19 protein-coding genes are annotated in these 21,513 nt (G+C 33.1%); 4 read left to right on the top strand and 15 right to left on the bottom strand.

Annotated features, from left to right (window positions below):
* Positions 1–13 precede the first annotated feature (13 nt).
* From Q4Q47_RS20190 to Q4Q47_RS20205, 4 genes are all read right to left on the bottom strand, one after another.
* On the bottom strand, positions 14–3,511 hold the full coding sequence (locus tag Q4Q47_RS20190) for a 4Fe-4S binding protein (protein WP_303308539.1): 3,498 nt from the start codon (positions 3,509–3,511) through the stop codon (positions 14–16).
* 75 nt (positions 3,512–3,586) lie between these two features.
* Positions 3,587–4,138, bottom strand: coding sequence for an OsmC family protein (locus Q4Q47_RS20195; protein WP_303308540.1), 552 nt, complete (start codon positions 4,136–4,138; stop codon positions 3,587–3,589).
* Between the two features lie 213 nt (positions 4,139–4,351).
* Positions 4,352–5,410, bottom strand: a complete 1,059-nt coding sequence (locus Q4Q47_RS20200; protein WP_303308541.1) for a proline iminopeptidase-family hydrolase — start codon at positions 5,408–5,410, stop codon at positions 4,352–4,354.
* A gap of 48 nt (positions 5,411–5,458) precedes the next feature.
* Complete coding sequence (locus Q4Q47_RS20205; RefSeq protein ID WP_303308542.1) at positions 5,459–7,291, bottom strand: sigma 54-interacting transcriptional regulator; 1,833 nt, start codon at positions 7,289–7,291, stop codon at positions 5,459–5,461.
* 442 nt (positions 7,292–7,733) lie between these two features.
* Between Q4Q47_RS20205 and Q4Q47_RS20210 the strand changes: the two genes are divergently transcribed.
* Positions 7,734–8,072: a DUF4870 domain-containing protein gene (locus Q4Q47_RS20210; protein WP_303308543.1), complete on the top strand. Its 339-nt coding sequence runs from the start codon at positions 7,734–7,736 to the stop codon at positions 8,070–8,072.
* Positions 8,073–8,245: 173 nt separating this feature from the next.
* Here Q4Q47_RS20210 and Q4Q47_RS20215 read toward each other — a convergent pair whose 3' ends face one another.
* The gene (locus Q4Q47_RS20215) at positions 8,246–9,472 is read right to left on the bottom strand and encodes a purple acid phosphatase family protein (protein ID WP_303308544.1); all 1,227 of its coding nucleotides are present in this window, start codon (positions 9,470–9,472) and stop codon (positions 8,246–8,248) included.
* A 103-nt stretch (positions 9,473–9,575) separates the two neighbouring features.
* Here Q4Q47_RS20215 and Q4Q47_RS20220 point away from each other — a divergent pair, with 103 nt between their 5' ends.
* Positions 9,576–10,445 carry a hypothetical protein gene (locus Q4Q47_RS20220; RefSeq protein ID WP_303308545.1) on the top strand — a complete coding sequence of 290 codons (870 nt, stop codon included), beginning with the start codon at positions 9,576–9,578 and terminating at the stop codon, positions 10,443–10,445.
* 36 nt (positions 10,446–10,481) lie between these two features.
* Here the strand turns inward: Q4Q47_RS20220 and dnaN are convergent, their stop codons facing one another.
* From dnaN to Q4Q47_RS20255, 7 genes are all read right to left on the bottom strand, one after another.
* On the bottom strand, positions 10,482–11,600 hold the full coding sequence (gene dnaN, locus Q4Q47_RS20225; protein WP_303308546.1) for a DNA polymerase III subunit beta: 1,119 nt from the start codon (positions 11,598–11,600) through the stop codon (positions 10,482–10,484).
* 84 nt (positions 11,601–11,684) lie between these two features.
* The gene (gene gldG / locus Q4Q47_RS20230; protein WP_303308547.1) at positions 11,685–13,355 is read right to left on the bottom strand and encodes a gliding motility-associated ABC transporter substrate-binding protein GldG; all 1,671 of its coding nucleotides are present in this window, start codon (positions 13,353–13,355) and stop codon (positions 11,685–11,687) included.
* Positions 13,348–13,833, bottom strand: coding sequence for a hypothetical protein (locus tag Q4Q47_RS20235; RefSeq protein ID WP_303308548.1), 486 nt, complete (start codon positions 13,831–13,833; stop codon positions 13,348–13,350). The genes gldG and Q4Q47_RS20235 overlap by 8 nt, the downstream gene beginning before the upstream one ends.
* A gap of 181 nt (positions 13,834–14,014) precedes the next feature.
* Positions 14,015–14,734, bottom strand: coding sequence for a gliding motility-associated ABC transporter permease subunit GldF (gene gldF, locus Q4Q47_RS20240; protein WP_303308549.1), 720 nt, complete (start codon positions 14,732–14,734; stop codon positions 14,015–14,017).
* Between the two features lie 149 nt (positions 14,735–14,883).
* A complete protein-coding gene (locus tag Q4Q47_RS20245) occupies positions 14,884–15,429 on the bottom strand; it encodes an isochorismatase family protein (RefSeq protein ID WP_303308550.1) in 546 nt (181 codons plus the stop codon).
* A 43-nt stretch (positions 15,430–15,472) separates the two neighbouring features.
* Complete coding sequence (locus tag Q4Q47_RS20250) at positions 15,473–15,769, bottom strand: putative quinol monooxygenase (protein ID WP_303308551.1); 297 nt, start codon at positions 15,767–15,769, stop codon at positions 15,473–15,475.
* A gap of 2 nt (positions 15,770–15,771) precedes the next feature.
* Entirely contained in the window at positions 15,772–16,608 is an 837-nt protein-coding gene (locus tag Q4Q47_RS20255; RefSeq protein WP_303308552.1) for an SAM hydrolase/SAM-dependent halogenase family protein, read from the bottom strand.
* Positions 16,609–16,753: 145 nt separating this feature from the next.
* On the opposite strand from Q4Q47_RS20255, the gene Q4Q47_RS20260 reads away from it, so the two are divergent.
* On the top strand, positions 16,754–17,707 hold the full coding sequence (locus tag Q4Q47_RS20260) for a PhoH family protein (protein WP_303308553.1): 954 nt from the start codon (positions 16,754–16,756) through the stop codon (positions 17,705–17,707).
* A gap of 244 nt (positions 17,708–17,951) precedes the next feature.
* Entirely contained in the window at positions 17,952–18,899 is a 948-nt protein-coding gene (locus Q4Q47_RS20265) for a phosphoribosylaminoimidazolesuccinocarboxamide synthase (RefSeq protein WP_303308554.1), read from the top strand.
* A gap of 54 nt (positions 18,900–18,953) precedes the next feature.
* Here the strand turns inward: Q4Q47_RS20265 and Q4Q47_RS20270 are convergent, their stop codons facing one another.
* From Q4Q47_RS20270 to Q4Q47_RS20280, 3 genes are all read right to left on the bottom strand, one after another.
* Complete coding sequence (locus tag Q4Q47_RS20270; RefSeq protein ID WP_303308555.1) at positions 18,954–19,874, bottom strand: hypothetical protein; 921 nt, start codon at positions 19,872–19,874, stop codon at positions 18,954–18,956.
* 113 nt (positions 19,875–19,987) lie between these two features.
* Positions 19,988–21,109: a chromate efflux transporter gene (chrA, locus tag Q4Q47_RS20275; RefSeq protein ID WP_303308556.1), complete on the bottom strand. Its 1,122-nt coding sequence runs from the start codon at positions 21,107–21,109 to the stop codon at positions 19,988–19,990.
* 28 nt (positions 21,110–21,137) lie between these two features.
* Complete coding sequence (locus tag Q4Q47_RS20280) at positions 21,138–21,512, bottom strand: TfoX/Sxy family protein (protein WP_303308557.1); 375 nt, start codon at positions 21,510–21,512, stop codon at positions 21,138–21,140.
* Between the last annotated feature and the right edge of the window lies 1 nt (position 21,513).

Raw genomic sequence — 21,513 nt, forward strand, 5'->3', positions numbered from 1 at the left:
ATAATAGCCATTTTCATTTTTTATAAGTTAACTGTTGTTTTACTTTATTGTTTTGTAGCAATTTTGTTCTGCTAATATGATGAGCAGAGGCCATTTCTAAGTATTTATCAAATCGTTTGTCTACTCGTTTCTGTATATCTCGCATCAAAAGATTGCATTGTTCTTTGTCTTTTTTAAATAGCTTTGAGAAACGAGTTTCAAGTTTTAAATAGTCTTGAATTGGTATGGATGGCACTTCAGAATCAAGTTGTAGGGTATTCAGCCTCTTTTCTTCACGTCTTGGATCGTTTCTGTATAATATCCACTGACCAGAATTTACAGCAGCTTGATGATACCTACTAGGATGTTTCATGTCAATGCCATGTGAATCGCTATGAGAGTAAGCAATAATTATAGAAGGACCATCAAAACTTTCAGCTTCATTAAAAACTTTTAGGGTTTGTTCCTGATTGGCTCCAATAGCTACGGAGGCTACATAAACATGATCGTAATTCATAGCTAAAAAGCCCAAATCTTTTTTCTGTTTTTGTTTACCATTAAAAGCAAATTTAGCTTCAGCCCCAATGGGTGTTGCTTTAGATGCTTGTCCACCAGTATTATCATAAACCTCGTTATCTAAAACTAAAATATTCACATTTTTACCAGATGCCATGACATGATCTAATCCGCCATAACCAATATCGTATGCCCACCCATCGCCTCCTACAATCCAAACACTTTTTTTAACCAAGCTATCTGCTATATTCAGAAGTTGTTTAGCTTCGGTAGACGCTATGGTTTTAAGTTGTTCTTTAAGTGTTTCAACTCTAACTCGTTGTTGGTTAATTTCAGTTTCTGTTGTTTGTTTTGCTTTTATAATATCATAAACCAAATCAAAGTCTAGTTGTGCTATTAGTTTTGTCAGTAATGTTTTAGCTTGTTTTTCTTGCTGGTTTATTGATAAACGATATCCCAAACCAAATTCAGCATTATCTTCAAATAATGAATTAGACCACGCAGGGCCTTGTCCCTTTTTGTTTTTACTCCAAGGTGTGGTTGGCAAAGCACCACCAAATATAGAACTAGCGCCAGTTGCATTCGCAACTAAAAGTCTATCCCCGAACAATTGCGACATAAGTTTTAAATAGGGAGCCTCACCACAACCTTCAACACCAGTTGAATATTTAAATAAAGGTTCTTGTAGTTGTTGTTGACTCACTTTTGTAGGATCAATTTTTTCTCTGTCGAATTCGGGAATACTTTCAAAATGTTCCCAATTTTGTTTTTCAGATTCGATAACTGGCAATTTATCAATCATTGTTAATGCTTTTACAGAGCAAGCATCTACACAATTATGGCATCCGTTACACTGTTTCGGATTTATTTGAATAGTATAATTTAATAGATCAATTTCCCAATCGGTTTCAACAGATTTTACAGATTTAAAATTCGAAGGAGCGCTTTTTAAGTAAGAATCTTCATAGGCCTTAATTCTAAGAGCACCTTGTGGGCAAGCCATACTGCAAGCGCCACATTGCGTGCATAAATCTTGATGCCATTCAGGTAAGAACTCACTTTGTTGAATAGGGGTAAATCTTGCTGTATCACTAGGATATGTTCCATCCGACGGAAGCAAGCTTACGGGAACATCATTGCCTTTATTGGCAAGTAATTTTCCCAGGAGTGTATTATTGAAACCATCATCAAAATTAAAAAATACTTCTTCATTTTGATATGTTTCAGATGTGTCGACCTGATATATAAAATCGTTTAAATCTGTTATGGAGTCAGAAAAGATCAAACCTTTTTTAAGTGCTAAAAAGCAAGCATGTAATTCAGATAATGTGCTGTTTTTTAAAATGTTTAATTGTACTAACTCGTTACTGTCTACTATTAGTAAATTAATTTTTTTCTCTATTAGTCGCTGTTGTGTTTTAGTCGATAATGACTGCCAGAATGCTTTAGACTTTAATGAAGTATTGACCAAAAGTGTCCCCTCAGATTTTATATGATCTATAACATTGTCGTTTTGCGTGAAGTTAGCATTCCGGCATCCTATAAAATCGGCTTGCTCTATTAAATAAGGAGCTTTTATAGCTGTTTCATTTATACGTAAGTGAGCAATATTATAAGCGTTGGATTTTTTATAGTCACATTGTGTATACCCTTGTATATAAGTGTTTTTTTTCTTTCCAATACTATTTAGCATATTGGCAAAGCTTTGTGTTTCTTCTTTGTTTTTTTCTTGATAAAAAATAGCTTCGTAAGCTTTGTTTTTTATTTGAATGGTTTCTGAAAAGTCCAGGCTCAAATTTTTCACATCATCGTTAATACCTATTGTAAAATTGTTTTTTGGTCGTTCTTGTTTTAGATTGTTGAAGATAGCCTGAACCATGATTGGAGTGAACTCTTTTGAAGATAATCCATAACGTCCTCCAACTATTTTTGGGAACGCTGTTATTTTGTTATTTTGAAATGCTTCTGAAATAGATTGTACAATGTCTAAATATAGTGGCTCACCAGTCGAACCAGGTTCTTTAGTTCTATCTAAAACTGCAATTGATTTTACTGATTTCGGTAAGGCTTTAACTAAATGTTTTGTGCTAAAAGGTCTAAATAGTCTAACTTTTATTAATCCAAGTTTTCCGCCGTTTTTATTTAAATGCGTGATGGTTTCTTCTATTGTTTCGGTTGAAGATGCCATAGAAATAATGATATGCTCTGCCTCTAAGTGCCCAACATAATCAAATAACTTATAAGCTCTTCCTGTTAGTAAAGCAAAAGTGTCCATGTGTTTTTGAACGATATCTGGACAAGCATCGTAAAAAGGGTTGATGGCTTCTCTACTTTGAAAAAAAACATCTGCATTTTGAGCTGTTCCCCTAATCACAGGATTATTTGGGTTTAAAGCACGATTTTTATGTTCTTCTATATCTTTTAAATCCATCATTAATTGGATGGTTTCATCTTGAACAGTTTCTATTTTGTTTATTTCATGAGAGGTTCTAAACCCATCAAAAAAGTGAATAAAAGGAATGCGAGAATCTAAGGTGGCGGCTTGGGCTATTAATGCAAAATCCTGAGCTTCTTGTACAGAAGCGCTGCCTAGTATCGCGTAACCGGATTGACGTACTGCCATAATATCACTATGATCTCCAAAAACAGATAAAGCATGTGTTGCTATACTTCTGGTAGCTACATGAATAACATTAGGAGTTAATTCGCCAGCAATTTTATACATATTTGGTAGCATTAAAAGTAACCCTTGAGAAGCTGTGAAAGTTGTTGATAAAGCCCCTGTTTGTAAGGCACCATGCATAGATCCGGCAACGCCGGCTTCACTTTGCATTTGAAAAACAGAAGGTATATTTCCAAAAGTATTTTGTTTTTTTTCTGAACACCATTGCTCTACCAATTCACTCATTTCTGAAGATGGAGTAATAGGGTAAATAGGGAAGACCTCATTTGTTTTGTAAGCTATGTGTGCTACAGCTTGATTGGCGTTCAATATGCTATGTGTTGAAGTTTTCATTGGTGGTGCTTAATTGGTTGGTAAAAAAAAATGACTACTCCTATTATTTTCGAGTAGTCATTTTTTTGTTTGTTACTACTTTACAATTTCTATTGAAACAGGAGTAGGGTTTGTAATCATATCGAATACAGGAGAGAATTTAGCTAAATTTTCCAATTGCTCGGTTGATGCATCAGATTTTACTTTAAGGACCACTTTGATACCGTCAAAACCGTTACGTACTTCAGGATCTAGTCCTAAAAATCCGTGTAGATCAACACCACCTGCTAAAGTCGATTCAGCACTTTCAATGTCAATACCGTTTGCAGCTGCATGGTATGTCATCGCAGCAGTTAAGCAAGAACCTAAAGCGTGTAACACAACTTCTGGTGGGGTAGCGGCTTTATCTTTTCCTAATAATACATTTGGATGATCGCATTCCATTGTAAAAGTTTCTTGACGAGATGCATCCTCTTGTCCTACACCGTAAAAACTTTTGATATTTGATACACAATGTCCGCCTTCTATCCAATCGTTTTTAGATCTGAATTCGAATTTTGCTAAATCTGGATTTTGTTGAACTGCTCCAATAGTTTCTACTAATTGGTCTACGTTTACACCGTTTTTTACATTTGCTGTTGTAATCATTTTTTCTAATTTTTAAATTGTTAAACATTATTGTTTGGTTAGTATAAAGCTAACAGTATGCCAAACAGTTTAAAGTGCTGACAATAAGTATGTTGTATGAAATTTAGCTACAAAGAAAACTAACGATATTTCAAAAAATTACGAAATATCGTTAGCTTTGTTATGAGATGTCGTGAATTTATATGTTAGATATGGAATTCTTTCTTGAAGAAATTAAAAACTACCATTATCTACATCTTTAATAAAACTTATAAGTCCTTTAAAAAAGTTTTCTTGGTCATCATATTGTGATAAATGGCTTCCGTTAGGGCAATGTAAGTATCTACCGTTTTGTACCTCGGTAGCTATCCATTCCATCTGTTTTGGATCCATAGTATCATATTCTGCACCTATACTAAGTGTGGGAACAGAAATATTTTTAAGCTTATCTTTTACATTCCAATGTTTTAGTGTAGCATCACCTTTTATCCCAAATTCACTAGGACCTTGCATAGTAACATAAACATCTGGGTTTAAATGATGAAAAGCTCTATTTATTGAATTTGGCCATTTTTCAACAGGCATTCTAATAATATGCTTTGTATAATAATTTTGAACAATAAGATCTAAATAGCGTTCGTTACTATAATCTTCTTTATTTTCATAAGCCATAATTTCTTCTAAAACCTCTGGAGGTAATTGAGGTGCCAATACTTCATCAGAGTATTTTTGGTATTCAGGTATTGATGCTACCATATTAGAAATAACAAGTCCTTTTAGATTTTGTTGATACTTTAAGGCATATTCCATAGCTAAAATACCACCCCAAGATTGCCCATATAAGTAAAAATTGTCTTTATTTAAACCAAGAGCACCCCTAACTTGCTCAACCTCTTCTACAAAACGTGGCAAATCCCATAAGGATAAATCTTTAGGTTGATCGCTGTAATAGGAACCCAATTGGTCGTAGTAATAAAACTCAATGCCTTCTTGTGGAAAATAACCATTAAAACATTCATATATTTCATGTGTCATACCAGGTCCGCCATGTAGCAATAATACTTTTATTTTTGGGTTATTCCCCATGCGCTTAGTCCAAACTTTAAATTCACCTTTAGGCGTTTCTATAGGAATCATTTTAATTCCACCAGTAAACTGGTCATCACGCCCAGTGTTGTCATGATACATTTTAATAGAAATATTTGCATCAGAATCAGAAATAGGTTCTTTTTTTTGCTGATTGTTACAACCAATAAATAGTAATATTGAGCAAAATAGAATAATGTTTTTCATTGATAATGAGTTTAGTAGATTACTAATTTAATGAAAAAAGAGCAATATCTAAACAGGCCTTTCAATGCCTAAAGCTTTTATTCTTGAAGCAAGTGTAGTAGAGGGGAGCTGTAACAAAGCAGCGGCTCCATTGTTACCAGAAATCTTCCATCTGGTTTGCTTTAAAGCTTTTAGTATGTTTTCTTTTTCTAAAATGACTAATTCTTTAGAAGTAAGAATTTTTTCTTTTGCAGGTTCTTGAGTTATATTTTTTGGGTCTTGATCTCTTGGTATAATTGAATGCCAATTTATAATACCGTTTTGTGAAACGATCACAGCGCGTTCAATTAAATTCTGTAGTTCTCGAACATTTCCTGGCCATTTATAAGAAGTAAGTAATGATTTATCAGTTTCTGATAACTTAACAATAGGTTTATTCAATTTTTTAGAAAACTGAGTGATCATTTCATCAGCAATTAGACAAACATCATTTCCCCTGCTTCTAAGGGCAGGAACTTCGATAGGGAAAACGTTAAGCCTATAGTACAGATCTTCTCTGAATTTACCTTCTTTGGAAAATTCAAAAAGGTTTCTATGCGTGGCTGCTATAATTCTAACATCAACCTTAATGGTTTCTGAGCTTCCAACAGGATCGAACTCACCTTCTTGAATGATGCGCAATAATTTAGGCTGTAATTCTAATGGCATTTCTCCAATTTCATCTAAAAAAATGGTGCCTTTATCTGCTAATAAAAAGCGCCCCTTTCTACTAACAGTAGCACCTGTAAAAGCACCTTTTTCATGTCCGAATAATTCACTTTCAATAAGGTTAGCAGGTATGGCACCACAATTAATGCGAATTAAAGGCTTGTCGTTTCTGTTGCTTTCTTTATGAATAGCTCTGGCAACTAATTCCTTGCCTGTTCCCGTTTCACCATTTATTAAAACAGTAGCGTTTGTTTTTGCTACTTGATGAATAAGGTTTAAAGCGTCTTTCATGCTTTTATCCTCAGCAATTATACCATAACTGCTGGTAAGTTCTTGAATTTCTTCAGCTAAATATTGTGTTTGTTTCGTTAGTAAATTTATTTTGTCTTCTGCGACTAAACGCTCTTCAATATTTCTAAGAATAAGGGTGTAAAAGGTTTTAGTATCTGTACCATATTTGCTTATGGTGCCTTCATTTAAAGTTTCAGTATTGTTCGATCCTATTACTTTTACAATATTTGAAAGATATTTGTTTATTGATTTTTTATCGTCTTCGGCTTTAACAATCGATTCGATTAAACTAGCACTGCTTTCATCAAAGAAAAATAAGACGTTACGTTGAAGCGAGTCGTCATTTTCTAATAAAGTGTTTGCCGAAGGATTTGTAAGCACAATTCTAAAGTCGTCGTTAAACATAATAATAGCGTCCATAGCGCCATCAATAAGACCACTCATTTTACTATTTGCTATTTCAATGTCTAGCTTGGAAGATGCTAACCGCTCTTGGATGGTATCTAATTCACGGTGACGCTTTATCATGACTGATAAAATACCCTGAGCAAATCCACTATCATTTTTAATTAAATCTAAAAAGTCTTCACGTTCAATTTTTAAAACTTTAGTACTTTCTATAGCAGTAACTGATGCAGAGCGCGTTTCGTTATCTATTAAAGCATATTCGCCAAAGCAATCGCCCATACTTAATGTATCATAAATATGGTTTTTATCATGAATTTTTACCGAACCATCCAAAACAACATACATGGAATTTCCAATGGTGTCTTTTTCAAAAACAACTTCATTTTTTATATAGGTTTCTTCGGTAATATTATCACATAAGTGCTGAAGAGATTCCTGAGAAACTTCAGAAAAAAAAGAAATGTCTGATAAAAAATTTATGAGGGTTTTAGTCACTTTTACTAATATATGATTGTTAAAGATATTAATTATTATAATAGCTTTTATAACTTGATATTTTAAATGAAGTGGTTTAAGCTACCCCGTCAAGCTGAGCACATGTTTTTTGATTGAAGCGAGAAACAGCTAATTTTTGTTCATTTTACAGGTTTTTTGCGGTTCATAGTAGCGCTACAAAGTAATAAAAAGACAAAAAAGGAACGAAAAGGAGCATTTTATAGTCAATTGAAAAAAGTTTAAATCACTTTAATGTCTTACTCATAGGAGTAAACTTATATCTTGAAATAATTTTCTAACATCTTGTAACATTTTAAAAAATGATGCGTCATATAAGTATCAATCAAAAATCATCATCATGAAATACTTAAAACAATAGTTAATTGTTAACTTTAAATTTAAGAGTATTACATCTGACCGATTTTTAAAAATAATATTTCAGATGAAACAGGATAATCAACTTTTAGTCATTACCCATTTAAGTCAGCTAATAACTTTATTTACAGGTTTTGGTAGCTTGTTACTACCATTAGTGTTGTGGCTTACACAAAAAGAAAAAATATATCAAATGGATGCACACGGTAAAAATATTATAAACTTTCAGTTGAGTTTAATAGTTTACTGCTTAATATGTATTCCTTTAATATTATTATTTGGCTTAGGTTTATTAGGCTTTTTAATCCTAGGCGTTATTTCTATCGTATTTCCTATTGTAAATGCCATTAAAGCGAGTAGAGGCGAAATACCGACTTATCCTTTGTCTTTTAATTTTGTCAATTAAAATTTATAAAAAAAGAAAATATAAAGAGAGCAAATAATTGCTCATTCAAAATACCCTTTATCTCTAGATCTTTATTAGTTAGTTAAGTTAGCAAGAGATAAATAAAACGCTCACTTTTTGGTGGGCGTTTTTTATTCATTAATACTGCTTAGTATTTTAATGAATGCTATTTATTAATTGTCAATTTTTACAACAGAACCATTTGAAGGGTTCCATATTTCCAAATTCTCGGGTATTTCAAAAGGATTATCATTAGAAAGTTCAGAAACGTTAGCAGCACTATCAGTTTTTATAGTTCGGCATACTATGTTCTTTTTGGATACGAAGATCCACTTGAATTGGTTGAACATTCCAGAATTTCTGGTCCAACTTTTTGAATCGTTATTTTTACGAATTGGAGCTCCCCAACAGCCTTCCCCAACATAAACAGTACCATTTTTGTCGTCTCTAATGAACCCTTCTTCACTACCAGAATGTGTTGAAGGTTTTATGGGCCAAGTGGTTTTTACGGTATGTGCATCACATTCTACAACCAATTGTACTCTATGCTTGTAAAATAAATTAGCCCAATTGGAATATTGATAATGACCTTCTTTTTTACCAGCCACATGAGGACGCATAGGTTTGTGATATTGAGCTATTCTCCATTTTACTTTTTTACTTACTGATAGGTCGTTTTTTAACCAATTTGTTTGACCACCTGCTATTGAGATTTCTGTGTTAAGTGTGAATACTTTTAAAAAGTTATTGCCAAAACTGATGCTATAATAATTTTTATCAGATGGCGTGTCAAACAAATTATGAATGGAGTTGTTCTCCTTTTCATGATTACCTCTTGCAGCTATAATAGGAAACATTCTGTTATCAGAAGCTATAGTAAGCTGCCAGTCGTTCATCCAGTTGATCCATTGTTCATTATTGTCAGATGCAGTCATGTCACCTCCAAATAAAATGGCATGTGGTTTTAATTTAGCAACTAACGAATTAGCATTTTGTCTGCTTTTTCGTTTATTTCTTGAATCACCACCAGAGATCAATGATAGTTTTTCTTTATTCTTTGGAGCAGTTTTAAACCAAAAGCGTTCACTAACACCTTCACTATCTTTAATAACGAAAAAATAAGCAGTATTTGGCTTTAAGTTTTTTAAACGAGCGAAATGATTGTTCATTCCTCTAAATTTCACAACTCTTTCGGGAGTATGACTCTTTGCATATTTTAAATGATCAGTACCAAAATCTGTAGTGCCATAGTACACAGTAGGTGAATCACCTGATATTTGATCCCAACCAATTACAATGGTAGTTGCGGGATTGTCTCTTAGCATTAAACGGTATTTATCGTTTGAAGCAAAAAGAGAAGTGTACCCAATTAAGAAAATAAGGACTATTAGATTTTTCATAATTTTTTATGTAATGTTAAACTTTAATTTGCTATTTGATTCATCGAAATGTAAATATATGCCCTATTTTTGATTTGAGTTTAATAACTTGAATGAAATATAAATGGATTTTAAATTAAAAAGAAATAATAAGGTACATGTTACTTCTTTAACAATTTTAAAACTTTCTGTTTTTTTTGTTTTTCTTGGTAGAGCGTATCAGTATCTGTTCTGGGATGCTCCTTTTAGAGCCTTTTTTTGGGATGAACAATTGCTAAAGTTTTTTGTAGAAAGCATTTTAAAGATAGAATGGGATGACTATGCTACAAGTATTTCTGTAGACAACCTCATTCAAGGTCTGATTCTTTTTTTTGGAGCAGTATATGCTGTAGCTGCTATCATAGCATTGATTTTTCGTTATAATAAGCGAGTACATAAAGTTATTATACTTATAGGGGCTGTAGGCCTGTTTATACTGGCATATTTATTAATGAAAGAGCAGTTTTATCGTTTTAGCCAATTTTTCGAGTACAGTTTGCAGTTTAGTATACCTGTACTTTTAGTTTACTATAAGAGATCTTTTGTGAAAAAACATCTAGATCTAATCCTTAAGATTTTGATAGCCGCTGTTTTTGGTGCGCATGCTTTGTATGCGATTGGTTATTACCCAGTATCAGGACACTTTTTAGACATGACAATTAGTATTACAGGCTTTTCTGAAGAAGTTGCAAAAACATTTTTATTAGTAGCTGGGGTTTTAGATATTTTAGTGGCTATCTTTATTTTTTTTCCTAGAGTAGCTAAGTATACATTGATATATGCTATGGTATGGGGGCTACTAACATCGTTTGCCAGAATAGTATCAGGGTTTTATTTTGATTTCTTTTGGGAATCAATACATTCTAGTCTGTATCAAGTAATTTATAGACTGCCTCACGGTCTCATTCCCTTAATGGTACTATTTAGAATGAAAGAAAAAACCACGGTTATTTAACCGTGGTCTATATAGATTTTGTGATCTTTTAAATTATTAGCTATTCAACATAACCGGCATAACTAGCATGGTTATATGTTCTCCTTCATCAAGCCCATCAATCGGTGTTAAAATACCAGCTCTATTAGGCATACTCATTTCTAATTGTACTTCGTCTGAACTTAGGTTATTAAGCATTTCGGTTAAAAAGCGAGAGTTAAAACCAATTTGCATATCGTCACCTTGGTAATCACAAGTTAAACGTTCTTCTGCTTTGTTGCTGTAATCTATATCTTCTGCCGAAATATTAAGTTCTGCACCAGCAATTTTTAAACGTATTTGATGTGTGGTTTTATTTGAAAATATGCTCACACGTCTTACAGAGTTTAAAAACTGTGTTCTGTCTATAACTAATTTATTAGGGTTTTCTTTTGGTATTACCGCTTCATAGTTAGGATATTTCCCATCAATTAAGCGACAAATTAATTCAGAGTTTTCAAATGTGAATTTTGCATTTGATTCGTTATACTCAATAGTCACATCGTCTTCACTGGCAGCCAGAATACCTTTTAAAAGATTTAAAGGTTTTTTAGGCATGATGAATTCTGCAACTTGGTTCGCTTTAATATCTTCACGCGTATATTTTACTAATTTATGCGCATCAGTAGCAACAAAGGTTAAACCTTCTGTTGAGAATTGAAAAAATACACCACTCATTACAGGGCGTAAATCGTCATTTCCAGCTGCAAAAATAGTTTTACTAACTGCTGTAGCCAATACATCTCCAGAAACAACTGTTTTACTTGGGTCTTCAAGAGCTACTGCTTTAGGGAACTCATTACCATCAGCGTAAGCCAAGGCATATTTACCATGATTAGAGCTAATCTCAACGATATTATTGTCTTCTACAACAAATGTGAGCGGTTGCTCAGGAAATGTTTTTAAAGTATCTAATAGTAAACGAGCAGGAATTGCAACACTACCTTTACTATCACTTTCAACATCAAGAGACGATGCCATAGTGGTTTCTAAATCACTCGCCGAAACTGTAAGTTTGGTATGGTCTAATTCAAATAAAAAATTATCTAAAATCGGTAATGTGTTAGAGCTATTAATGACACCCCCTAAAACTTGTAATTGTTTTAACAGATAGGTGCTGGATACTATAAATTTCATGTATTTATACTGGGTTTAAGTTTAATAAAGCTACTTACAAATATATTCGATACAGACTAGAATTGGAAAGAAACTTATTAACATTTAAGAAGTGTACTTTTTCTTTCTGTAGTAATTAAATCCTAATCCAAAGATGGCTAATAAGGTCAGTGGTAATGCGATATTTATAAGCTGCCACTTGTTTTTTTGTGCTGCTATTTTTTGCTGATCAAGAAACGCTACGGCAATTTCTTTAGATCGAATGTTTATAAGTCCATCATCGTCCAATAAATAATTAACAGCATTTAGTAAAAATTCCTTGTTGCCGTAAGTTTTACCTGTCCAACGATCAAAACCTAATTCTTGTGGATTATTTTTTATAACGTCATTTTTAATAACATCTCCATCGGCAATAACAATCATTTTGGTAGATGATGGACTTTTATTTTTTTCTTCTTGAAGTTGAAAGGGTTTTATACGATTGTTATAAATAGAAGTAAATTCGCCTTCTAATAAAACGGCTAGTGTTTGAGTCCCTTTATTGAAAACTGCAGGATCTGCTTTTTGAGTCACCAAATCTAAACTTATTTCTCTTGGAGTACCCTCTAGTTTTGTTAAAGGGGCTGTTTCTAAAAGAATTGTTTTATTAATGTCGTTTTTAAGAGTGTCTATTTGGTTTGCAAAATCGAATTTGACTAAATTCAAATTATTAACAATGGGGTGGCTGCTGTTAGAGGATGCTAATGGTGAATATGGCCATCTTAAAGGTTGAAATTGTGATTCACTACCTTCTCCAATAGCCAATGTAATAGGAGCAGAGTAGAGTGTGCTTACTATTACTGGATTGATGCGAACACCATATTTAAAAAAGAAATCGGTTAAATTTAAATCTCTGGTTACTGCAAAATTTTTACCTGTATCATTGTATAAACTATCTTTTTCCATAGCTACAGCATCGATAAGCCATAAGCTTTTGCCTCCATTCATGGTAAATTGATCTAAAACCAATTTTTCCTTTTCAGTAAAAGCCTCGGTAGGTTTAGCTGAAATGATTAAATCATAAGCTTTTATGTCTTTAAGCGTTTTTCGTGGATTATTTGCAACGCTATCTAAAGTAAAAGGTGCAATAAAATAATGCTCTCCAAGCTTTTTGGCAAAGTCTGCAATATATTTATCCTCTAATTGATTATTACCCTTTAAAAAAGCAATTTTTCTGCGTTTAGGCTTTGTTAATTTGTTAAAACCATCTGCGAAGGCATATTCTAAATGCTGTATTGAATTACTAGCTAATTCTTGTTGGGATGCGCCTATTTTATTTTTGATTAAAGGGATAATAACCGTTTGATCATTATAACTTGCTAAAGCCCAAGGAAAGATGACTTCCTGAGTTGCTTTACCGCTTTCTTGTACGCTTAATTGCATAGGAGTTAACCCCCGTTGAGCAAGTTGCTGTATGTTGCGTTCTCGAGTAGATTCGTCTTCTAACGGATTAATAAAATTAAAAATAATATGATCGTTTTCTGCTGAGAACTCTTCAAGTAATTGTTTGGTTTCTTTTTGAAGACGTCTAAATTCCGAAGGAAAATCATCACCACTTAAAAATACGTCTACTATAATAGGGGATTCAACGTCTTTTATAATATTTATGGCAGATGCACTTAGCGTATAACGGCTATCTACGGTTAAATCAAAACGTTTGAAAATTTTATTGCTTAAAACATTAATCGCAATTATAGCAACTAAGAGTATGGTTATATGTTTAATATTTTTATTCAAAGGCTTTCTCTAATTGATATTGTTTAATACTTTCAACTGTATTGTTATTGAATATAAGTTCTATGCATTCCTGCATATTATTAAAAGCACCTGGTTTAAAACCTAAATTGTAATTCCATTTATTAGGTGAGGTTGTTTTTAGACTATCATCCCAGCTAAACCATTCACTTTTTCCTAAAACAGTTTCTACGTCTTTTTTACTTTTGCTAAGAAACAACTTTTTATCAAGTATTTCTTTACTCATTTCATAGCGTAAAGCTGGTTTATCTTTCCATGCTTCTGCATCGAAATGCTTTTGATGATGGTAACTGCTAAAAATGTTTAGTATGGGATAAAATATATAAAAATAGGCTACAGGTGTTAATACCAAGCTTATTAATAAACTAACCCATTTGCGTTTGTCTATGGTATTTGTAAATAACCAAACTAATGCAAAAACAAGTACTAAAAAAACAACAAACAAAGGTGTTAAAATCATTTTTTTTCTTTGAAGTGGTTTAAACTACCCAGTCAAGCTGAGCACATGTTTTATAATTGGCTGCAAAATGTTCTTTCATCCCCACATTTTGTCTTTTTATTACTCCGTAGCGATGCTATGCAGTTCAAAAAAGTCTTTATTTGGGAATAAAATTACTATTTTTCGCTTCAATCAAAAAAGTTTAAACCACTTCTTTGTTAATATTTATTTTGGTTAACATTAAAAAGAAAATAGCAACACTTAAAAAATATAAAATATCGCGCGTATCAAGCACACCACGACTCATACTCTTGTAATGCACGCTCATTCCTAATTGTTCTATAAAATTACTTGAAACGAAATCTGCAATACCTTCAAAACCTATATAAAATAGAAAGCAAATAAAAACTGCTATAATAAAGGATACGATTTGATTGTCTGAAAGAGAAGAAGCATAAACACCTATAGCGGTATAAGCTGCTATTAAAAATAATAATCCGAAATAAGAACCAAGTGTACTGCCCATATCTAAATTACCGATCGGATTTCCCAATTGGTAAACAGTATAAACATAAAGTAAGGTTGGTAAAAGTGCGATTAAGATTAAAATAAAAGCGCCAAAGTATTTCCCTAAAATAATGTTTATATGTGCTATTGGTTTTGTGAGTAAGAGCTCAAGCGTGCCTTGTTTTTTTTCATCAGAAAAACTACGCATGGTAACAGCTGGAATTAAGAATATTAAAATCCAAGGTGCTAATAGAAAGAAAGATGATAAATCTGCAAATCCAGAATCCAGAATATTAAATTCACCTTTAAATAACCATAAGAATAAACCATTTAAAACCAGAAAAATGGCAATGACTAAATAACCAATAGGGGATGCGAAAAATGAGTTTATTTCTTTTTTTAGTATAGCTAACATTTCTTTTATTTTGTGTGTTACTTTCGTCAGCCGTTTAAGACCGTCTAAAGTCACGCGCTAATCTATAAAATTATATTTTTTTATTTGAAAGATCGCCATAACAAATTTATCAATTTGTATCACAAAGACATTTTATTATTGAATAAATTTTATAAAGCGCTTGCTATGGTTTCAAAACGCTCAACTTTAATGGCCCCTTTTGTAGGGATCATATTTTGCCAAACCCAATTATAATGCTCAATGACTTTTTCTGCATTAAGATGCGGTCTATTTCCTGTTGTATGCGCATCTTTTACAACGGTAATATTATAATCTTTTGCTAAAGCAGATTGTACCGTAGCTTCTACACAAAAATCGGTTGCGCAACCGGAAATATACAATTCATTAATGCCATGAGCTTCTAATTCAGGTTTAAGATTTGAATTATAAAATACATCATTGGCATATTTACTAATTAAAACATCTTCTTCGGATATCTTTAATTCTGATAATATTTCCCATGCTTCTGTATTAGGAATAAAATCATTGTGCTTAGTGCCATCATGCTGAATATAAAAGACCTGATTTCCTGAAGCCCTAAACCTATCGGCTAAAAAATTAATTCTGTTTACAACACCATGTGTATCATATCGGGGAGTTTCTGGAGTAAAGGATCCCTTTTGCATATCGATTATAAGTAGTGCTTTTTTGCTCATATCCCCTCTGTTTTTTAGACATCTCTCCCTTTGGGAGAGAAATTCAAATTAAAGTTTCTAATTTATCAACACTCCATGCCATTGGCGGCATATTAAATAAAGGCTTGGTTTTAGCCCAAACGTTTTTAAAGACATCAGATTGTCTGTAATTTTCTAAATCGTCTTCAGCTTCCCAATAACTGTATGTGAAAAATATGGCTGGGTCATTTTTATCTCTATAAAGTTCTAATAATTGACAGCCTTTAAAACTTCTGATTTTTTCTTTATTAGCTTCAAAATTAGTAAGGAAAGTTTCGATATTTTGTTCGTGAAATCCCATTTTTACAATTCTAACAAACATCCTTATGTTTTTATAAAATTAATACTAACAGTATCCATTAAGCCAAGTCCCATTAGTGTAGATGCACTACCAACTGTGGCACTATTACTTTTGTAAACGGCAATTTCTAAAAAATCACCAGAATTAAAAACCACCAATCCGCGGCCTTCATCATTACGTTTGTTTTCTTCTATTTCGAAATTAACAAGATCACTGTATTTCTTATAAATGGTCTTAAATTTATTGTTTCTTGCCGAAATCTCAAAAGCACGTCCTTTTTGTATCGTTTCAAAAAAGTTTCTTTTAATGTTTGTAATGACGTTACCATAGTTGTCAATATAAATAACACTGCCAATAATTTGCGTTTTATCGTCATTTACGTAAGGCACAATATTCTTAATAGGCTTTATTTCATCAATGGTTTTTCCAATAACTTCTAATGTACCGCCTCGTGCAATATGACATGCTGCTTTTACAAACACATCTAAAACAGGGAAGCTTGTTTGTATTTTGTCGTGGATATTGATTTCTACAATTTTTTCGGGAGAAATTTCAGTACAAATCATACTCATAATGCCATTATTTGCACAGATAAAAAAATGATCGTCTAGCTTTACGGCAATGTGTTTGTTTTCCGGATTTATCTCAGAATCAATTCCAATGATATGTATCGTGCCTTTAGGGAAACTACTGTATGCATTTTTAATGATGTATGCAGCTTCAGGAATGCTAAAAGGTGATATAGAATGAGAGATATCAACAATTCTAACATCATGAAGTTCGCTGTAAATAGCTCCTTTTGTCGCGCCAGCAAAGTGATCTTTTTCACCAAAATCGGTAGTTAGTGTTATTATCGCCATTGGCAAAATTGTTGATATGTTTTTAGCGTTTGGTCACCCAAATTTATGTATTTTTGAGTTTTAACAAAACTAGTAAAATCATTTCATCGATTAAATATTATTTTCATTTAAAATCTGATGAAATACAAAAATAAAATCCACGCCTTTGAACGAAATTGTAATCGAACTTGAAGAAATTACTCCAAAAGAGTTTTTTGGAGCACAAAACGCCAATATTGCACTTCTAAAAAAGTATTTTCCTAAACTTAAAATTGTCGCAAGGGGTAATAAAATTAAAGCCTTTGGTGATGAGGAATTATTAGAAGAATTCGATCGTAGAATCACGATGCTTTTAAAGCACTTTGCAAAATATAATAAGTTAGATGAGAATGTTATTGAGCGTGTTTTAACAAGCCAAAGTAGCGACGATTATACTACTTCAAAACAAAGTGGAGAAGTTATTGTACATGGTGTTGGTGGTAAACTTATTAAAGCACAAACGGCAAACCAACGTAAAATGGTAGAGCTCATGCATAAAAATGATATGGTTTTTGCCATAGGTCCTGCAGGTACGGGTAAAACCTATACAGGTGTTGCATTGGCAGTTCAAGCTCTAAAGAACAAAGAGGTTAAGCGTATTATTTTAACACGTCCGGCTGTAGAAGCGGGAGAGAATTTGGGATTTCTACCAGGTGATTTAAAGGAGAAATTGGATCCATATATGCAGCCATTATATGATGCATTACGTGATATGATTGCTCCCGAAAAGTTGACAAGTTATATAGAAAAAGGAACCATTCAGATAGCGCCATTGGCATTTATGCGCGGGCGTACACTTGATAATGCTTTTGTGATTTTAGATGAAGGTCAAAATACGACACATGCACAAATGAAAATGTTTTTAACCCGTATGGGTAAGAACGCCAAGTTTCTACTAACTGGTGACCCCGGACAAATAGATTTACCACGTCGTACCATTTCGGGTTTAAAAGAAGCGCTTTTGATTTTGAAGAACGTAGATGGTGTGGGGATGATATTTTTAGATGATAAAGATGTGATTCGTCATAAACTGGTTAAAAAGGTGATTGAGGCATATGAAGGGATAGAGAATAGATCTTGATTCAGTGTTCAGTTGCAGTGCGCAGTTGAGTTCGTAGGTAAAAATTAAAATAGTATGTCACACTGAGCTTGTCGAAGTGTCTCATCAAAAGTAAGTATGAATCCATAAACAAAAATTCTCGATACATCCCGATTTCAAATCGGGATACTCGAACTTAGAAAATTAGTGGATTACAATAGCATAAATATTAATTAAAAAGAGTTTCTCTCCCTCAGGGAGAGATGTCTGAAAGACAGAGAGGGATATGAGTAATACAATAATAGATACCAATTTCAATTTCCCAAACCAGAAGAGTGTTTACAAAGGAAAGGTAAGAGAAGTATATAATATCAATGATGACGAATTGGTCATGATTGCAACCGACAGACTTTCGGCGTTTGATGTTGTGATGCCAAAAGGGATTCCGTACAAGGGACAAATCTTAAATCAGATAGCTACTAAAATGATGGCTGCGACTGAAGATTTAGTGCCGAATTGGTTAACCGCAACACCAGACCCTAATGTAGCTGTAGGACATTTATGTGAACCCTTTAAGGTAGAAATGGTCATACGAGGGTATATGTCTGGTCATGCAGCACGCGAGTATAAGGCTGGTAAGCGCATCCTTTGTGGGGTGCCTATGCCAGAGGGCATGAAAGAAAATGACAAATTCCCTGAGCCTATTATTACACCTGCTACTAAGGCAGAACAAGGGGATCATGATGAGGATATTTCACGTGAGGATATTTTAAAGCGCGGTATTGTTTCTGAAGCTGATTATGTGGTATTAGAAGATTACACACGTAAATTATTCCAACGAGGAAGCGAAATTGCAGCATCTCGAGGCCTTATTTTAGTCGACACTAAATACGAGTTTGGAAAAACGAAGGATGGACACATTGTACTCATTGATGAAATACATACACCAGATTCCTCACGTTATTTTTATGCTGATGGCTATCAAGAACGTCAGGATAGAGGAGAAGCACAGAAACAGCTTTCTAAAGAATTTGTGCGTCAATGGCTGATAAGTAATGGCTTTCAAGGTTTAGAAGGGCAGACGGTGCCTTTTATGAGCGATGATTATATTGAAACTGTTAGTGAACGTTATATTGAACTTTACGAAAATATTACAGGTGAAACTTTTGTAAAAGCAGATGTTTCTAATATACAGGAGCGGATTGAAGGGAATGTGTTAGCGTATTTGGAATAACTTGTTTATTTAATCTAATCTAGTTTTTTGAAAAGATATTAGAAGACTTACTAATTAGGGCTGATATCTTTTTATTTTTAAAATAACAGGATTAGTTTTATGGGAAATGTTGTAACCGTATTTTTTTACAAAATTTTCGTTGATTTTGTATCCTCCATTGTCAAATCCAATCCAGAATTCATCTTTTTTAACAAGAAGAGCTTCTGCTTTACCATAACAGGTACAAGAATCACATTGCTTATTGTAAAATAATGAAGAATCAGTATCGCATACAATCTTTTTAAAAGAAACGGTTTTGGTTTTTTGAGTAGTAATGTTATACATTCTTATTTGTCTTTCATACCTCTCCAAAATGTATAATATAGGTTGACCCTTATCATTATAGCTGATTTTCATATCTGAAATATCTAGAGGGGATTCATCTTTGCCTCTATAAATATCAAGTATCCTTACCTCATCAGAATTCCAGTTTTGATCCCGAAGGTTATTTAAATTATAAAAATAAATAGCCCTTTTATTATATTCTTTCGAAAAATATAATTTGGAATTGATCGAGTCAATTGCAAAAGCTTCAATAGAAGAATTATCTTTGTTTGGTATTAAACTCGAAATGATTCCGTTCAAATTAGTAGAACTAATTGGTTGATAGGGGGAAGTAGATTTGAGATCTAAAAACTCAATTTTTCGATAATTTTCTTCAATTGCATACCAGATTTTACCATTAAAAAAGTCAAGCGCTTCAATATCTTTTCCTATTATTTTATGGTCAATAGGTTTAAGTTTATAGTTTTTTAAATCAATGTAATCAATGCTTCCTTCATCGGAAGCAACGATTATGTTACCATGATTATCAGAACAAATAGCACTGAGTTCATATTTTTCTTTATTGAGTTGAATGAATTCAAAGTCATTTTGAGCAAATCCTGAAAATGTTATTAAAAAGAATATTGTAAAAGAATAAAATACATTTTGCATATTTAAAGAGGGTTTTGTTTGTTGATTGGCATAATTGTCTGATATAAATAAAGTTACTTATGTTTTATTTTAAAAGAAAATAATTTCTACAAAAAATAAAAATTTCCAACATTTCACACCAAACTCAATAAAAAACCAAACATCGCCCCACCCAAAACAATAAAAGCACTATTCAATTTCTTAAAAACAAAAACGACTACCAAACTAACTATTGCTATTAAAACTGTTCGCCAGTCTGTTACCGTATCTTTTACCATATCGATACACACGGCAACAATTAAAGCAACTGCGGCGACATTTACGGCATCTAAAAAAGCCCTGATGATTTTTGATTTCCGCATTTTAGGAATCAAAGGATTTAAAATTAAAACGAAAAGAAAGGAAGGGAGAAAAATTCCCAAAGTTGCGGCAATAGCCCCCCAAATACCGTTCATTTGCCAGCCAATAAATGTTGCTGTCGATAAAACGGGACCTGGAGTAATTTGTCCGATGGCAACAGCATCAATGAGTGCTTGTCTTGTTAACCAACCGTTTGCAACCAATTCCGTATCGAGAAAGGCAAACAACACATAACCACTACCGTATAAAATAGCACCTACTTTTAAAAAGGTCAGAAATATTTTTAGAGTTCCTATTTTTAAAGGATCTGTTGCTTGAAATATTAAAAGAGGAACAAAACTGTTTAAATTGGTGTTGTTTTTTTTAATAAAATAGAGTGTCAAACCCAGTATGCCACTACCAAAAAGAGCTACTATTTCGTTGACTCCAAGTAAGCAGGCTGCTAAGGTTATACTGCCTAAAATAGCCAGTTCTGTATTTTTAATAGCCTTTTTACCAAGACGAAATGCTGCCATTAAAATAATGGCTATGACCGCTGGTTTAATACCATAAATAAAAGGTTCTACTTTTGGTAATTGACCATATTCCTGATAGAGATACGCTAATATGGAAGTTATAACAACCGCTGGAAAAATAAAGCAAATCCCAGCAACAAATAAACCTTTCCACCCTGCGCGTTCATGTCCGCAGTGCATGGTCATTTCTGTAGAATTCGGACCTGGAATTAAGTTTGTAGCGCCAACAAGATCGAGAAAGTGTTCTTGTGTCATCCACTTTCTTTTCTTTACAACTTCGTCTTCCATCATGGCTATATGAGCGGCGGGACCACCAAATGCTATACTGCCTAACTTGAAAAATAGCTTGGCAATTTCTATTAGTTTCGTTTTTTGAGACATGTTATGATATTCGAGGAAGTATAATGTATTATTTGATTTTCTTTTTCTTCGGCTTACTAGCCTTAGCCAACGGGTTAAAAGCCATACATAAATCTAACCAATACGATAAATCATCATCCCTATCAAAACCATCGGGGGTTACAAAAATATAGCCTCGCATGGGACGACCTGTAAAGTCCATAGGCAAACATTCAGGTTTGTCAAGTTCCGCTTCATAAACAGACTCTCCAATACGGGCCATTAATAAATGATCGCCGTATTTTTTATCTAAGTGAATTCCACAAAGCATTTTGTTATCAACTTTAAAACATAAACCTCCCATCATTTTAAGTTCCGTAAAGGCAGTTCGCTTTTCCTTAAGTTGTTGTCTTATTCTATCTGCTAAATATTCATCGTAAGCCATC

The sequence above is a fragment of the Flavivirga spongiicola genome (genome assembly GCF_030540825.1).
Lineage (GTDB): Bacteria > Bacteroidota > Bacteroidia > Flavobacteriales > Flavobacteriaceae > Flavivirga > Flavivirga spongiicola.

Excerpts from the sequence above, each read along its gene's own strand:
- chrA (WP_303308556.1), bottom strand. The coding sequence starts at position 21,109 with ATGTCTCAAAAAACGAAACTAATAGAAATTGCCAAGCTATTTTTCAAG.
- Q4Q47_RS20265 (WP_303308554.1), top strand. The coding sequence starts at position 17,952 with ATGAGTAATACAATAATAGATACCAATTTCAATTTCCCAAACCAGAAG.
- dnaN (WP_303308546.1), bottom strand. The coding sequence starts at position 11,600 with ATGAAATTTATAGTATCCAGCACCTATCTGTTAAAACAATTACAAGTT.
- Q4Q47_RS20220 (WP_303308545.1), top strand. The coding sequence starts at position 9,576 with ATGGATTTTAAATTAAAAAGAAATAATAAGGTACATGTTACTTCTTTA.
- Q4Q47_RS20235 (WP_303308548.1), bottom strand. The coding sequence starts at position 13,833 with ATGATTTTAACACCTTTGTTTGTTGTTTTTTTAGTACTTGTTTTTGCA.
- Q4Q47_RS20215 (WP_303308544.1), bottom strand. The coding sequence starts at position 9,472 with ATGAAAAATCTAATAGTCCTTATTTTCTTAATTGGGTACACTTCTCTT.
- Q4Q47_RS20195 (WP_303308540.1), bottom strand. The coding sequence starts at position 4,138 with ATGATTACAACAGCAAATGTAAAAAACGGTGTAAACGTAGACCAATTA.
- Q4Q47_RS20210 (WP_303308543.1), top strand. The coding sequence starts at position 7,734 with ATGAAACAGGATAATCAACTTTTAGTCATTACCCATTTAAGTCAGCTA.
- Q4Q47_RS20245 (WP_303308550.1), bottom strand. The coding sequence starts at position 15,429 with ATGAGCAAAAAAGCACTACTTATAATCGATATGCAAAAGGGATCCTTT.
- Q4Q47_RS20250 (WP_303308551.1), bottom strand. The coding sequence starts at position 15,769 with ATGTTTGTTAGAATTGTAAAAATGGGATTTCACGAACAAAATATCGAA.
- gldF (WP_303308549.1), bottom strand. The coding sequence starts at position 14,734 with ATGTTAGCTATACTAAAAAAAGAAATAAACTCATTTTTCGCATCCCCT.
- Q4Q47_RS20200 (WP_303308541.1), bottom strand. The coding sequence starts at position 5,410 with ATGAAAAACATTATTCTATTTTGCTCAATATTACTATTTATTGGTTGT.
- Q4Q47_RS20255 (WP_303308552.1), bottom strand. The coding sequence starts at position 16,608 with ATGGCGATAATAACACTAACTACCGATTTTGGTGAAAAAGATCACTTT.
- Q4Q47_RS20190 (WP_303308539.1), bottom strand. The coding sequence starts at position 3,511 with ATGAAAACTTCAACACATAGCATATTGAACGCCAATCAAGCTGTAGCA.
- Q4Q47_RS20280 (WP_303308557.1), bottom strand. The coding sequence starts at position 21,512 with ATGGCTTACGATGAATATTTAGCAGATAGAATAAGACAACAACTTAAG.
- Q4Q47_RS20270 (WP_303308555.1), bottom strand. The coding sequence starts at position 19,874 with ATGCAAAATGTATTTTATTCTTTTACAATATTCTTTTTAATAACATTT.